The sequence below is a fragment of the Ruegeria sp. BE3 genome (assembly GCF_056538865.1).
In genome coordinates, this window is the sequence record NZ_JBQFTW010000007.1 from 170417 (window position 1) to 185382 (window position 14966).

General features: G+C 58.4%; 10 protein-coding genes. 8 read left to right on the top strand and 2 right to left on the bottom strand.

The genetic code is table 11. From position 1 onward, the window contains the following. The first annotated feature begins 56 nt into the window (after positions 1–56). The 3 genes from rplL (at position 57) to rpoC (ending at position 9110) form a co-directional block, all read left to right on the top strand. Positions 57–431, top strand: coding sequence for a 50S ribosomal protein L7/L12 (rplL, locus tag ACR0AZ_RS16310; RefSeq protein WP_155142436.1), 375 nt, complete (start codon positions 57–59; stop codon positions 429–431). A gap of 250 nt (positions 432–681) precedes the next feature. Next, the gene (gene rpoB / locus ACR0AZ_RS16315) at positions 682–4818 is read left to right on the top strand and encodes a DNA-directed RNA polymerase subunit beta (protein WP_480667883.1); all 4137 of its coding nucleotides are present in this window, start codon (positions 682–684) and stop codon (positions 4816–4818) included. Positions 4819–4868: 50 nt separating this feature from the next. After that, a complete protein-coding gene (gene rpoC / locus ACR0AZ_RS16320) occupies positions 4869–9110 on the top strand; it encodes a DNA-directed RNA polymerase subunit beta' (RefSeq protein ID WP_480667884.1) in 4242 nt (1413 codons plus the stop codon). A 92-nt stretch (positions 9111–9202) separates the two neighbouring features. Here the strand turns inward: rpoC and fosX are convergent, their stop codons facing one another. Next, positions 9203–9607, bottom strand: coding sequence for a FosX/FosE/FosI family fosfomycin resistance hydrolase (gene fosX, locus ACR0AZ_RS16325; protein ID WP_480667885.1), 405 nt, complete (start codon positions 9605–9607; stop codon positions 9203–9205). A 148-nt stretch (positions 9608–9755) separates the two neighbouring features. Between fosX and ACR0AZ_RS16330 the strand changes: the two genes are divergently transcribed. Beyond that, positions 9756–10625 carry a DMT family transporter gene (locus ACR0AZ_RS16330; RefSeq protein WP_480471823.1) on the top strand — a complete coding sequence of 290 codons (870 nt, stop codon included), beginning with the start codon at positions 9756–9758 and terminating at the stop codon, positions 10623–10625. Here the strand turns inward: ACR0AZ_RS16330 and ACR0AZ_RS16335 are convergent. After that, positions 10610–11425 carry a putative rhamnosyl transferase gene (locus ACR0AZ_RS16335; protein ID WP_480667886.1) on the bottom strand — a complete coding sequence of 272 codons (816 nt, stop codon included), beginning with the start codon at positions 11423–11425 and terminating at the stop codon, positions 10610–10612. The two genes, ACR0AZ_RS16330 and ACR0AZ_RS16335, sit on opposite strands and share 16 nt — an antisense overlap. Positions 11426–11821: 396 nt before the next feature. On the opposite strand from ACR0AZ_RS16335, the gene rpsL reads away from it, so the two are divergent. From rpsL to ACR0AZ_RS16355, 4 genes are all read left to right on the top strand, one after another. Next, the gene (rpsL, locus tag ACR0AZ_RS16340; RefSeq protein ID WP_005621086.1) at positions 11822–12193 is read left to right on the top strand and encodes a 30S ribosomal protein S12; all 372 of its coding nucleotides are present in this window, start codon (positions 11822–11824) and stop codon (positions 12191–12193) included. Between the two features lie 15 nt (positions 12194–12208). Then, positions 12209–12679 (top strand): 30S ribosomal protein S7, encoded by a 471-nt coding sequence (rpsG, locus tag ACR0AZ_RS16345; protein ID WP_170446863.1) that lies wholly within the window; start codon positions 12209–12211, stop codon positions 12677–12679. Positions 12680–12697: 18 nt separating this feature from the next. Further along, positions 12698–14815, top strand: coding sequence for an elongation factor G (fusA, locus tag ACR0AZ_RS16350; RefSeq protein ID WP_480667887.1), 2118 nt, complete (start codon positions 12698–12700; stop codon positions 14813–14815). Between the two features lie 60 nt (positions 14816–14875). Continuing rightward, positions 14876–14966 (top strand): GTP-binding protein (locus tag ACR0AZ_RS16355; RefSeq protein ID WP_215675807.1); only part of this gene is annotated, 91 nt, incomplete at its 3' end.

Here is a 14966-nt window from a genome sequence, read left to right on the forward strand (position 1 = left end):
GTAGGGGAAATCCCCTGACGTTGGAACACACACTGTAAACGGAAAGAGCTGATAAAATGGCTGATCTGAAAGCACTCGCAGAAAGCATCGTGGGTCTGACCCTGCTGGAAGCACAAGAACTGAAAACCATCCTCAAAGACGAATACGGCATCGAGCCCGCAGCTGGCGGCGCCGTAATGGTTGCAGCTGGTGGCGACGCCGGTGGCGCAGCTGAGGAAGAAAAAACCGAATTCGACGTCGTTCTGAAGAACGCCGGCGCATCGAAAATCAACGTCATCAAAGAAGTTCGCGGCATCACCGGCCTGGGCCTGAAAGAAGCCAAGGAACTGGTCGAAGCCGGCGGCAAGATCAAAGAAGGCGTGGACAAAGCAGAAGCAGAAGACATCAAAGGCAAGCTGGAAGCAGCTGGCGCCGAAGTCGAGCTGGCCTAAGCTTAGTCTCTGGTGCATCGCTGATGCGCCGAAAAATTTGGCTGGGTCCGGAGAAATCCGGGTCCAGCCGAACCTGTCTTAGAAAGGGTCTCAATATCTGGGGCGTTTTCTAAGACACGGTTTTCGGATCGGGAGGCTGCCTTCGGGACGGTGGCCATGAATTGATCCGGACGTGTTGTCTCGATTGTGCAAGATGCCGGGGCCCGACGGTGTCTTTGCCCGCTGAGAACATCGAAAGGTGACATCTGACATGGCTCAAACGTTCCTTGGCCAGAAACGTCTTCGTAAATATTACGGCAAAATCCGCGAAGTGCTGGAGATGCCGAACCTCATTGAGGTGCAGAAATCTTCTTATGATCTTTTCCTGCGCTCCGGCGATGCAGAGCAGCCCACAGACGGCGAAGGCATCAAAGGTGTGTTCCAGTCGGTTTTCCCGATCAAGGATTTCAACGAAACCTCCGTTTTGGAGTTCGTGAAATACGATCTGGAAAAACCCAAATACGACGTCGAAGAGTGTATGCAGCGCGATATGACCTACAGCGCGCCGCTCAAGGTCACTCTGCGTCTGATCGTGTTTGATGTCGATGAGGACACCGGCGCGAAATCGGTCAAAGACATCAAAGAACAGGACGTGTTCATGGGCGACATGCCCCTGATGACGCCGAACGGTACGTTCATCGTGAACGGCACCGAGCGTGTGATCGTCAGCCAGATGCACCGCTCGCCCGGTGTGTTCTTTGACCACGACAAGGGCAAAACCCATTCCTCGGGCAAGCTGCTGTTTGCCTGCCGCATCATCCCGTATCGCGGCAGCTGGCTGGACTTTGAGTTCGACGCCAAGGACATCGTGTTCGCCCGTATCGACCGTCGCCGCAAGCTGCCTGTGACGACCCTGCTCTATGCGCTGGGTTTGGATCAGGAAGCGATCATGGACGCGTATTACAACACCGTGTCCTACAAGCTGGACAAGAAGAAAGGCTGGGTCACGCCCTTCTTCCCCGAGCGTGTGCGCGGCACCCGTCCGACTTACGATCTGATCGACGCGAAATCCGGTGAAGTGATTGCCGAAGCGGGCAAGAAAGTTACCCCGCGCGCGGTCAAGAAGCTGATCGACGAAGGCAACGTCACCGACCTGCTGGTTCCGTTCGACAACATCGTCGGCAAGTACGTTGCCAAGGACATCATCAACGAGGAAAACGGCGCGATCTATGTCGAAGCCGGTGATGAGCTGACCTTGGAATATGACAAAGACGGCGACCTGATTGGTGGCACCGTCAAGGACCTGATGGATGCGGGCATCACCGATATTCCGGTTCTGGACATCGACAACGTCAATGTCGGCCCCTACATGCGCAACACCATGGCTCAGGACAAAAACCTGAACCGTGAAAGCGCGCTGATGGACATCTACCGCGTCATGCGCCCAGGCGAGCCGCCCACCGTCGAGGCTGCGTCGGCTCTGTTCGACACTCTGTTCTTCGACAGCGAGCGCTATGACCTGTCCGCCGTTGGCCGCGTGAAGATGAACATGCGTCTGGCTCTGGACGCGCCGGACACCCTGCGCACCCTGCGCCGCGAAGACATCGTGGCCTGCATCAAGGCGCTGGTGGAACTGCGTGACGGTAAAGGCGACGTGGACGATATCGACCACCTTGGCAACCGTCGTGTGCGTTCGGTTGGCGAGTTGATGGAAAACCAGTACCGCGTCGGCCTGCTGCGCATGGAACGCGCGATCAAAGAGCGTATGTCGTCGGTCGAGATCGACACCGTCATGCCGCAAGATCTGATCAACGCGAAACCGGCAGCCGCTGCTGTCCGCGAATTCTTCGGCAGCTCGCAGCTGTCGCAGTTCATGGACCAGACCAACCCGCTGTCCGAAGTCACCCACAAACGCCGTCTCTCGGCGCTTGGCCCCGGTGGTTTGACGCGTGAGCGTGCGGGCTTTGAGGTGCGCGACGTACACCCGACCCACTATGGCCGGATGTGCCCGATTGAAACGCCGGAAGGTCCGAACATCGGTCTGATCAACTCGCTGGCCACCTTTGCCCGCGTGAACAAGTATGGCTTCATCGAAACACCCTACCGCGTCGTCAAAGACGCCGAGGTGACCGATGAGGTTCACTACATGTCCGCGACCGAGGAAATGCGTCACACCGTGGCGCAGGCGAACGCGACGCTGGACGCCGATGGCAAGTTCATCAACGATCTGGTGTCGACCCGTCAGGCCGGTGACTACACGCTCGCCCCGCGCGAGAATGTGGACCTGATCGACGTGTCGCCGAAACAGCTGGTCTCGGTTGCTGCATCGCTGATCCCGTTCCTTGAAAATGACGACGCCAACCGTGCTCTGATGGGCTCGAACATGCAACGTCAGGCGGTTCCGCTGCTGCGCGCCGAAGCGCCGCTGGTCGGTACCGGTATCGAGGAAAAGGTTGCGATCGACTCAGGCGCTGCGATTCAGGCGAAACGCGCCGGTATCATCGACCAGGTCGATGCCCAGCGTATCGTTATCCGCGCAACCGAAGATCTTGAACTGGGCGACGCTGGCGTTGACATCTATCGTCTGCGCAAGTTCCAGCGTTCGAACCAGAACACCTGCATCAACCAGCGTCCGCTGATCAAGGTGGGTGACACCGTCCAGAAGGGCGAAGTCATTGCCGATGGTCCGTCGACCGATATGGGTGAACTGGCCCTGGGTAAGAACGTGGTCGTCGCGTTCATGCCGTGGAACGGTTACAACTACGAAGACTCGATCCTGATCTCGGAACGTATCGCGCGTGATGACGTCTTTACCTCGGTCCATATCGAGGAATTCGAAGTCGCCGCCCGTGACACCAAGCTGGGTCCGGAAGAGATCACCCGCGACATCCCGAACGTCGGTGAAGAAGCGCTGCGCAACCTCGACGAGGCGGGCATCGTTTACATCGGTGCGGATGTTGAGCCGGGCGATATTCTGGTCGGCAAGATCACACCGAAGGGCGAAAGCCCGATGACCCCGGAAGAAAAGCTGCTGCGCGCCATCTTTGGCGAAAAAGCATCTGACGTGCGCGACACCTCGCTGCGCGTGAAGCCGGGTGATTATGGTACGGTCGTTGAGGTTCGTGTTTTCAACCGTCACGGCGTCGAGAAAGATGAGCGTGCGCTGCAGATCGAGCGTGAGGAAGTCGAACGTCTGGCCCGTGACCGGGACGACGAGTTGGCGATCCTCGACCGCAACATCTATGCGCGTCTGCAAGGTCTGATCCTGGGTAAAACCGCTGTCAAAGGCCCGAAAGGCGTCAAGCCGGGCTCGGTTATCACCGAGGAGCTGCTGGAAACCCTGACCCGTGGTCAGTGGTGGCAGCTGGCACTGGAAGGTGAGCAGGACGCACAGATCGTCGAAGCTCTGAACGAACAGTACGAAGTGCAAAAGCGCGCTCTGGATGCCCGTTTCGAGGACAAGGTCGAGAAAGTCCGCCGTGGCGACGACCTGCCGCCGGGTGTGATGAAGATGGTCAAAGTCTTCATCGCCGTGAAGCGTAAGCTGCAGCCGGGTGATAAGATGGCCGGTCGTCACGGGAACAAAGGTGTGATCTCCAAGGTTGTTCCGATGGAAGACATGCCGTTCCTGGCCGATGGTACGCCGGTTGACTTCTGTCTGAACCCGCTGGGTGTGCCTTCGCGTATGAACGTTGGTCAGATCCTTGAAACACACATGGGTTGGGCCGCACGCGGTCTGGGTCTAAACATCGACGACGCTCTGGGTGAATACCGCCGGTCCGGCGATCTGACCCCGGTGCGCGAAGCGATGAAGCTGGCCTATGGCGAGAATGTCTACGAAGAAGGCATCACCGGTCTAGACGAGGATGGCCTGATCGAGGCTGCGGGCAACGTGACCCGTGGTGTTCCGATCGCAACCCCGGTCTTCGACGGTGCCAAAGAGGCGGATGTCAACGACGCGCTAGTGCGTGCGGGCTTCTCGGAAAGCGGTCAGTCGGTTCTGTTCGACGGTCGCACCGGTGAGCAATTTGCACGTCCGGTGACCGTGGGCATCAAGTACCTGCTGAAACTGCACCACCTAGTGGATGACAAGATCCACGCGCGTTCGACCGGGCCATACAGCCTGGTGACCCAGCAGCCGCTGGGTGGTAAGGCGCAGTTCGGTGGTCAGCGCTTTGGTGAGATGGAAGTCTGGGCTCTGGAAGCTTACGGCGCCGCCTACACCCTGCAGGAGATGCTCACCGTGAAATCGGATGACGTCGCCGGCCGGACCAAGGTCTATGAGTCGATCGTCAAGGGCGAGGATAACTTTGAAGCGGGCGTACCGGAATCGTTCAACGTTCTGGTTAAAGAAGTCCGTGGCCTCGGCCTGAATATGGAACTCCTGGATGCGGAGGTTGAGGAGTGAGGGCGCAGCCCTTTCTCCCGTCCCCCCTTCCGCAAGATTTGAGGTAACAAATGAACCAGGAAATCACCAACAACCCGTTCAACCCGCTGACGCCCCCGAAGGTCTTTGACGAGATCAAGGTTTCGCTGGCGTCGCCCGAGCGGATCCTGTCTTGGTCCTATGGCGAGATCAAGAAACCCGAAACCATCAACTACCGGACGTTCAAGCCTGAACGTGACGGTCTGTTCTGTGCGCGTATCTTTGGCCCGATCAAGGATTACGAGTGTCTGTGCGGCAAATATAAGCGGATGAAATATCGCGGCGTTGTCTGCGAGAAATGCGGTGTGGAAGTCACCCTGCAGAAAGTCCGCCGCGAGCGTATGGGCCACATCGAACTGGCCGCGCCTGTTGCACACATCTGGTTCCTGAAGTCGCTGCCGTCCCGCATCGGCCTGATGCTGGACATGACGCTGCGCGATCTGGAACGTGTTCTGTACTTTGAAAACTACGTCGTCATCGAGCCCGGTCTGACTGACCTGACCTACGGCCAGATGCTGACTGAAGAAGAGTACATGGACGCTCAGGATGCCTACGGCATGGACGCGTTCACCGCGAATATTGGTGCCGAAGCCATCCGTGAGATGCTGGCCCAGATCGATCTGGAAGCCGAAGCCGAGCAGCTGCGCGCTGATCTGGCCGAAGCGACCGGTGAACTGAAGCCCAAGAAGATCATCAAGCGTCTGAAGGTTGTTGAATCCTTCCTCGAGTCGGGCAACCGGCCCGAGTGGATGGTGATGACCGTAATCCCGGTTATTCCGCCGGAACTGCGTCCGTTGGTTCCGCTGGATGGTGGCCGTTTTGCGACTTCGGATCTGAACGATCTGTATCGCCGCGTCATCAACCGGAACAACCGTCTGAAGCGTCTGATTGAGCTGCGCGCGCCTGACATCATCGTCCGTAACGAAAAGCGGATGCTGCAGGAATCCGTTGACGCTCTGTTCGACAACGGCCGTCGTGGCCGCGTGATCACTGGCGCCAACAAGCGTCCGCTGAAATCGCTGTCGGACATGCTGAAAGGTAAGCAGGGTCGCTTCCGTCAGAACCTTTTGGGTAAGCGGGTCGACTTCTCGGGCCGCTCGGTCATCGTGACCGGTCCGGAACTCAAGCTGCATCAGTGTGGTCTACCCAAGAAGATGGCGCTGGAGCTGTTCAAGCCGTTCATCTACTCGCGCCTTGAAGCCAAGGGTCTGTCTTCGACCGTGAAGCAGGCGAAGAAACTAGTCGAAAAAGAGCGTCCCGAAGTTTGGGATATCCTCGACGAGGTGATCCGCGAACACCCTGTCATGCTGAACCGCGCGCCGACGCTGCACCGTCTTGGCATTCAGGCGTTCGAACCGGTTCTGATCGAAGGTAAAGCCATCCAGCTGCACCCGCTGGTTTGTTCGGCCTTTAACGCCGACTTCGACGGTGACCAGATGGCCGTTCACGTCCCGCTGAGCCTTGAGGCGCAGCTGGAAGCGCGTGTTCTGATGATGTCGACGAACAACGTTCTGTCGCCTGCAAACGGCGCGCCCATTATTGTTCCGTCGCAGGATATGATCCTGGGTCTGTACTATGTGACCCTGGAACGCGAAGGCATGCCCGGCGAAGGCAAGGTCTTTGGGTCTATCGACGAAGTTCAGCACGCGCTGGACGCCGGTGAAGTGCATCTGCACACCAAGATCACCGCGCGGATCACCCAGATCGACGACGAAGGCAACGAAGTTCAGAAGCGCTATGAAACCACCCCGGGCCGTCTGCGTCTGGGTGCTCTGCTGCCGATGAACAACAAGGCGCCGTTCGAGCTGGTCAACCGCCTGCTGCGGAAGAAAGAAGTGCAGCAGGTGATCGACACCGTCTACCGTTACTGCGGTCAGAAAGAGTCGGTCATCTTCTGTGACCAGATCATGTCGATGGGCTTCAAAGAAGCGTTCAAGGCAGGCATCTCGTTCGGTAAGGACGACATGGTCATTCCGGACGACAAGTGGGGCATCGTTGATGACACCCGCGGTCAGGTGAAGGACTTTGAACAGCAGTACATGGACGGCCTGATCACTCAGGGCGAAAAGTACAACAAGGTTGTCGATGCCTGGTCGAAGTGTAACGACCGCGTCACCGAGGCCATGATGTCGACGATCTCTTCGTCGGATCGGGCAGAGGACGGCTCCGAGCAGGAACCGAACTCGGTCTACATGATGGCCCACTCCGGTGCGCGTGGCTCGGTCACTCAGATGAAACAGCTGGGCGGTATGCGCGGCCTGATGGCTAAGCCGAACGGTGACATCATCGAAACGCCGATCATCTCGAACTTTAAAGAAGGTCTGACCGTTCTCGAGTACTTCAACTCGACCCACGGTGCCCGTAAGGGTCTGTCGGATACCGCTCTGAAGACGGCGAACTCGGGTTACCTGACCCGTCGTCTGGTCGACGTCGCACAGGACTGTATCGTTCGTGAGATCGACTGTGGCACCGAGCGTGCGATCACTGCCGAAGCAGCCGTGAACGACGGTGAGGTTGTCGCCTCGCTGGCGGAACGTGTGCTGGGCCGTGTGGCCGCAGACGATGTTCTGCGTCCGGGTACGGATGAGGTGATCGTGGCTGCAGGTCAGCTGATCGACGAACGTATGGCGGACACCATCGACGAAGCCGGTGTTGCCTCGATGCGCATCCGCTCGCCTCTGACCTGTGAGTCCGAGGAAGGCGTCTGCGCCACCTGCTACGGTCGTGACCTTGCACGGGGTACCATGGTGAACACAGGTGAGGCTGTCGGCATCATCGCCGCTCAGTCCATCGGTGAACCCGGTACGCAGCTGACGATGCGGACTTTCCACATCGGTGGTGTTGCGCAAGGTGGTCAACAGTCGTTCCAGGAAGCCAGCCAGGAAGGTGTCGTTTCCTTCGAGAACCCGCAGATTCTGGTCAATGCCGCAGGCGAAAGCCTCGTTATGGGCCGGAACATGAAGCTGGTGATCAGCGACGAACACGGCGAAGAGCGTGCCAGCCACAAGCTGGGCTACGGCTCCAAGCTGTTCGTCAAGGACGGCACCAAGGTGGCCCGTGGCGACAAGCTGTTCGAATGGGATCCCTACACCCTGCCGATCATCGCCGAGAAAGCCGGTACCGCGAAATATGTCGACCTTGTTTCGGGCCTCGCTGTCCGTGACGAGACCGACGATGCAACCGGCATGACCCAGAAGATCGTGATCGACTGGCGCGCCGCCCCCAAAGGCAGCGACCTCAAGCCCGAGATCATTCTGGTCGGCGAAGATGGCGAGCCGGTCCGCAACGATGCGGGCAACCCGGTTCACTATCCGATGTCGGTGGATGCGATCCTGTCGGTTGAAGATGGCCAGACCATCGAAGCCGGTGACGTCGTTGCGCGTATCCCGCGTGAAGGTGCCAAGACCAAGGACATCACCGGTGGTCTGCCGCGTGTGGCCGAACTGTTCGAAGCCCGCCGTCCGAAAGATCACGCGATCATCGCAGAAGCCGATGGTTACGTGCGCTTTGGCCGCGACTACAAGAACAAGCGCCGCATCAGCATCGAACCGGCTGACGAGTCCATGGAGACCATCGAGTACATGGTGCCCAAGGGCAAGCACATCCCGGTCGCCGAAGGGGACTTCATCCAGAAGGGTGAATACCTGATGGACGGTAACCCGGCTCCGCATGACATCCTGTCCATCATGGGTGTCGAAGCGCTGGCGGATTACATGATCGACGAGGTGCAGGACGTCTATCGTCTGCAGGGCGTGAAGATCAACGACAAGCACATCGAGGTTATCGTGCGCCAGATGCTGCAGAAGTGGGAGATCCTGGATTCAGGCGACACCACCCTGCTGAAAGGCGAACATGTCGACAAGCAGGAGTTCGACGCAGCCAACGAGAAGACCATCTCGCGCGGCGGTCGTCCGGCTCAGGGCGAACCGATCCTTCTGGGGATCACCAAAGCCTCGCTGCAGACGCGTTCGTTCATCTCGGCGGCCTCGTTCCAGGAAACCACGCGCGTTCTGACCGAGGCTTCGGTTCAGGGCAAAAAGGACAAGCTGGTTGGCCTGAAAGAGAACGTCATCGTTGGTCGCCTGATCCCTGCCGGTACAGGTGGTGCAACTCAGGCTGTCCGCCACATCGCGCAGTCGCGTGACAACGTGGTCATCGAAGCCCGCCGGGAAGAGGCCGAAGCCGCCGCTGCTCTGGCTGCGCCGATGATCGACGACGATATGGTCGGTGACGAGCTGGATGTACTGGTGGAAACGCCGGAAAGCCGCGAGTAAGCGCACCGAAAAGCTAAAAAAAGGCCCTGCAGCATCGCGGGGCCTTTTTCTTTGGTCGATCCGCCTCATACGCGGCCAGACCACCACTGATTTCAACCTTCGGCGTACCGTATCAAGCGCTCTTGCAGCGTGCCACTGTGCAGTTCAAACATATGGTTGTCGTGGTCATAGAAATAGATCGACTGACTTTCCCCTGGAACCCGCGCCCGGCCTTCCCGCAGTTCGAGGCCAAGCGATCGGATGCGCTGCAGCCTGTCCTCGTACTCATCCGCACCCATTTTGAAGGCGACGTGGTTATAGGTTTTCTGGGTTAACGGGTCGCCTTCCATTGCCGCGACCCAGACACCGCCGATGTCGAAGAAACGCTCTTTCGAGAGTGAGAAAGTCTTGTCGCCGCTGTCATAGACCTTACGCGCATCCAGAACTGTCGTCAGGATTTCTTCCATCTTGTCGAGGTCGGCTGTGATGAATGTTATGTGGCTCAGACCTTCGATCACGGTGCACCTTTTTGCTATCGTTGGGTTTTAGCATAACAGGGCGCGGGTCAAAGTCAGCGGGTTCTGTGAGCGCGGTCAATGATGAGTTGACATTGCAGCAGGCTGTCCGGCCAATGGTCGCAATAATTTAGGACCGGACCAAACCAGAATGACCCCAAATGTCAAAGGCGCGTTGTTGATGATGGGCAGCATGGCCGCCTTCACCGTAAATGACACGCTGGTCAAAGTCGCATTGCAGGATTTGCCGTTGTTTCAGATGATTGCGATCCGGGGCGCGGTGGCGACTGCTCTGGTCTATCTGCTCGCGCGCCATCTGGGGGCGTTAAATCTGGATTTTCCGCGCCACGATAAATGGCTGGTCGCGCTGCGGTGCGTCAGCGAGTTAAGCGCCACGTTTTTCTTTCTGACAGCGCTGAAGCATATGCCGCTGGCGAACGTGACGGCAGTGCTTCAGGCCTTGCCTTTGACGGTGACGCTTGGGGCGGCGCTGATCTTTGGTGAGCGGATCGGCTGGCGGCGCATCGTGGCAATCGCACTTGGGTTTTCCGGTATGCTGCTGATCGTCCGACCCGGCCCCGATGGGTTCAGCCTCTATGCATTCTATGCTCTGGTTGCAGTGGTATCGGTGACCGCGCGGGACCTGATCACCCGGCGCATGTCGGCCGAGGTCCCCTCGATGGTGGTTACGCTGGCCACCTCGCTGACGATCACGGTGACCGCAGCGGTGGTTTCGGTCTTTGAAGGCTGGGTGCCGATACCTCTGGCAGCAGGCACCCTGACCGTTTCTGCGGCGGTGTTCGTGCTCGGGGGTTACCTGTTCAGCGTGATGGTCATGCGCGTGGGCGAGGTCGGCTTTGTCGCGCCGTTCCGCTATTCCAGCCTGATCTGGGCTTTGGTGCTGGGCTGGCTGGTTTTCGGCGACTGGCCCGATCCAGTGACGATGCTGGGTGCCACACTTGTGGTTGGCGCAGGGCTGTTCACGCTGTTCCGTGAAAGGTCCACTCAAGCTGCCGAGTGAACCTGTCGGACCAGGTTCTGGTCGATCGCAAACCGCGCGATGAACTCACCTTCAAGCTCTGGTGTCAGTTCCGATAACTCATCCTTGTTGTTGCGCGCGCGTTTGGAATCGTTGAAGCCATTGAGCGTGCGCACCCACATCGGTGAATCCGAATAGCTGAGTACCGGCATGAAGCGTCCGACGCGGTGGTGAGTGAAATTCATGATCGAATGGCTACAGCCACCCGCGATATACATGCCCAGCCCGACCCCCAGCAGAGGTTTATAGACCTCCGAGGCCCGCACACCACCCGGGCCAAATCGGGCGAGGAACCCGAGGCTATAGTCAATTCCGACCATTTGGTTGCTCGCCATCAGCCCGGCCCCTTCCTGCGCCGCGATGCGTAGACGTTCAACGAAATCAACGGACACCGCGTCATCGTCGTCATGTCGGAACTGGATGCAGGGTTGCTCGGGGTTGGCGCGGGCCGCGTTCAGGATCTCTTTCATGATCTGCCGGGGGCCGATCTGCGTGTCGGCAGATTTCTGAATGATCCGCACCTGACGCATCCCGGCAGTCAGGTCGTGCAGCCGGTCAAAGGCCGGTTTAGGCAGGCAATCCCCGATTACGATCAGGAATTCGAAATCCTCATCGGTCTGTTCGCGAAAACAGGGCAGGGTGGTGGCCTCGAATAGGCGAAAACGCTCTTCCAGACGGGCAGGGTTATAAAGATAGCGGCGGCGTTCTTCGACGGTTTCATGTTCGATCTGAAACCCGCCGAGGGCGGGGTAGGAAAAGCGGCACAAGCCGATGATTTGCATGATTCACCCGTCAGGAATGGCTTGGTCAAACTATGCCTTTGCGCTTTCCGGCCTGCAACCGGGCCAAAGGGCTGGAATGGCGCAAGATACGCTGATAAATCAGCGCAATCCGGCGTCAGGGGCGTCCAGACCCGCGCGCTGTTGACACTTGGCTCGACTCCCCCTATTACGCGCGTCATCTCGGTACCGGGGGCCGCCCCATAACCGATTTCAGTAATGAACTGGTCAAGGCCCGGACACTTTTATCGTTCGCGCCCTCTGATAACAAACCGCGACGTTCACCTCGGAATGGGAACGCTCGCGGGTTTTGCGCTTGTGGACGCATGAGTGCAGCGAATTTAACCGCACGCAGCCGCGTGCATGTCATGTGTGTTGCAAAACGGGGAAGAAACCGGAATGCCAACTATTCAACAGCTGATCCGCAAGCCGCGGCAGCCGAAAGTAAAACGCTCGAAGTCCATGCACCTGGAGCAGTGCCCGCAGAAACGCGGCGTCTGCACCCGCGTGTACACCACCACACCGAAGAAGCCGAACTCGGCTATGCGTAAGGTTGCCAAGGTGCGCCTGACCAACGGGTTCGAGGTCATCTCGTACATCCCCGGTGAAAGCCACAACCTGCAGGAACACTCGGTTGTTCTGATCCGTGGCGGCCGTGTAAAAGACCTTCCCGGTGTGCGTTACCACATCCTGCGCGGTGTTCTGGATACTCAGGGCGTCAAAGACCGTAAGCAGCGTCGTTCGAAATACGGCGCGAAGCGTCCCAAGTAAGAAGGAGAGGCTGATATGTCACGTCGTCACGCCGCCGAAAAACGCGAAGTCCTGCCTGACGCCAAATTTGGCGATAAGGTTCTGACCAAATTCATGAACAACCTGATGATCGACGGCAAGAAGTCGGTCGCAGAGCGTATCGTCTACAACGCGTTTGACCGCGTTGAGACCAAGATCAAGCGCGCACCGGTCGAAGTGTTCCACGAAGCGCTCGACAACATCAAACCGTCGGTCGAGGTTCGCTCGCGCCGGGTTGGTGGTGCAACCTATCAGGTTCCGGTTGAAGTCCGCCCCGAGCGCCGCGAAGCGCTGGCCATCCGCTGGCTGATCACCGCTGCGCGCGGCCGCAATGAAAACACCATGGAAGAGCGCCTTGCAGGCGAGCTGCTGGACGCCGTTCAGTCCCGCGGCACTGCCGTCAAGAAACGCGAAGACACCCACAAGATGGCCGAGGCGAACAAAGCCTTCAGCCATTATCGTTGGTAATCCGAGAGGCTTAGACCAATGGCACGCGAATATCCGCTCGAACTGTACCGTAACTTCGGTATCATGGCGCACATCGACGCAGGTAAGACCACCTGCTCGGAGCGTATCCTGTATTACACTGGTAAATCCCACAACATCGGTGAGGTGCACGATGGTGCAGCCACCATGGACTGGATGGAGCAGGAGCAGGAACGCGGCATCACCATCACTTCGGCTGCGACCACCACCTTCTGGGAGCGCACCGAGGACGGTCAGACCGCTGATACCCCCAAGCACCGCCTGAACATCATCGACACCCCCGGCCACGTTGACTTCACCATCGAAGTTGAACGCTCGCTGGCGGTTCTCGACGGTGCCGTCTGCGTTCTGGACGCAAACGCCGGTGTTGAGCCCCAGACCGAAACCGTGTGGCGTCAGGCTGACCGCTACAAGGTTCCGCGTATGGTTTTCGTCAACAAAATGGACAAGATCGGCGCAGACTTCTTCAACTGCGTTCGCATGATCGAAGACCGCACCGGCGCACGCGCTGTTCCGGTTGGTATTCCGATCGGCGCCGAGTCCGAGCTGGAAGGCCTGATCGACCTGGTCACCATGGAAGAATGGCTGTGGCAGGGCGAAGATCTGGGCGCAAGCTGGATCAAAGCTCCGATCCGCGACAGCCTGAAAGACATGGCTGACGAATGGCGCGGCAAGATGATCGAAGCGGCCGTCGAAATGGACGACGACGCGATGATGGAATACTTGGAAGGCAATGAGCCCGACGTTGAGACCCTGCGCGCCCTGCTGCGCAAAGGTACTCTGGACATCGCGTTTGTTCCGGTTCTGGGTGGTTCTGCGTTCAAGAACAAAGGCGTTCAGCCGTTGCTCAACGCTGTGATCGACTATCTGCCCAGCCCGCTGGACGTTGTTGATTACATGGGCTTCAAACCCGGCGACGAGGAAGAAGTTCGTGACATCGCCCGTCGTGCAGACGACGACATGGCCTTCTCGGGTCTGGCGTTCAAAATCATGAACGACCCCTTCGTTGGCTCGCTGACCTTCACCCGGATCTACTCGGGCACCATGCAGAAGGGCGACTCGATCCTGAACTCGACCAAAGGCAAAAAAGAGCGCATCGGTCGTATGATGATGATGCACTCGAACAACCGGGAAGAGATCGAAGAAGCGTTTGCAGGCGACATCATCGCGCTGGCGGGTCTGAAAGACACCACCACCGGTGACACTCTGTGTGACGCAAAGGATCCGGTGGTTCTGGAAACCATGACCTTCCCCGATCCGGTTATCGAGATCGCGGTTGAGCCCAAAACCAAGGGCGACCAAGAGAAGATGTCCCAGGGTCTGGCCCGTCTGGCCGCCGAAGACCCGTCCTTCCGTGTGGAAACTGACCTGGAATCCGGTCAGACCATCATGAAAGGCATGGGCGAACTTCACCTGGACATCCTGGTTGACCGTCTGAAGCGCGAGTTCAAGGTTGAAGCGAACATTGGTGCACCGCAGGTGGCCTATCGCGAAACCATCTCGATGCCGGTTGAGCATACCTACACCCACAAGAAACAGTCGGGTGGTTCGGGTCAGTTCGGCGAAGTTAAGCTGGAAATCCAGCCGACAGAGCCGGGCGAAGGTTACTCGTTCGAAAGCCGCATCGTTGGTGGTGCTGTTCCGAAGGAATACATCCCGGGTGTCGAAAAAGGCATCAACTCGGTCATGGACAGCGGCCCGCTGGCTGGCTTCCCTGTGATCGACTTCAAGGTTGCCCTGCTGGACGGTAAGTTCCACGACGTTGACTCGAGCGTTCTGGCGTTCGAAATCGCGGCCCGTATGTGTATGCGTGAAGGCATGCGCAAAGCTGGCGCGAAACTGCTGGAACCGATCATGAAGGTCGAAGTGATCACCCCGGAAGAATATACCGGCGGTATCATCGGCGATCTGACCTCGCGTCGTGGCCAGGTTTCTGGCCAGGAACCGCGCGGCAACGCAATCGCGATCGACGCGTTTGTGCCGCTAGCGAACATGTTCGGCTACATCAACACCCTGCGTTCGATGTCGTCGGGCCGTGCCCAGTTCACCATGCAGTTCGACCACTACGATCCGGTTCCGCAGAACATCTCGGACGAGATCCAGGCGAAATACGCATAAGCGAAGATTTGAGGGAGCTCCGGTCCGGGGCTCCCTTCATTACCGAAAAAGGAGGCCATCATGGCAAAGGAAAAGTTTGAGCGTACAAAACCGCACGTCAACATCGGCACGATTGGCCACGTTGACCACGGCAAGACGACGCTGACCGCAG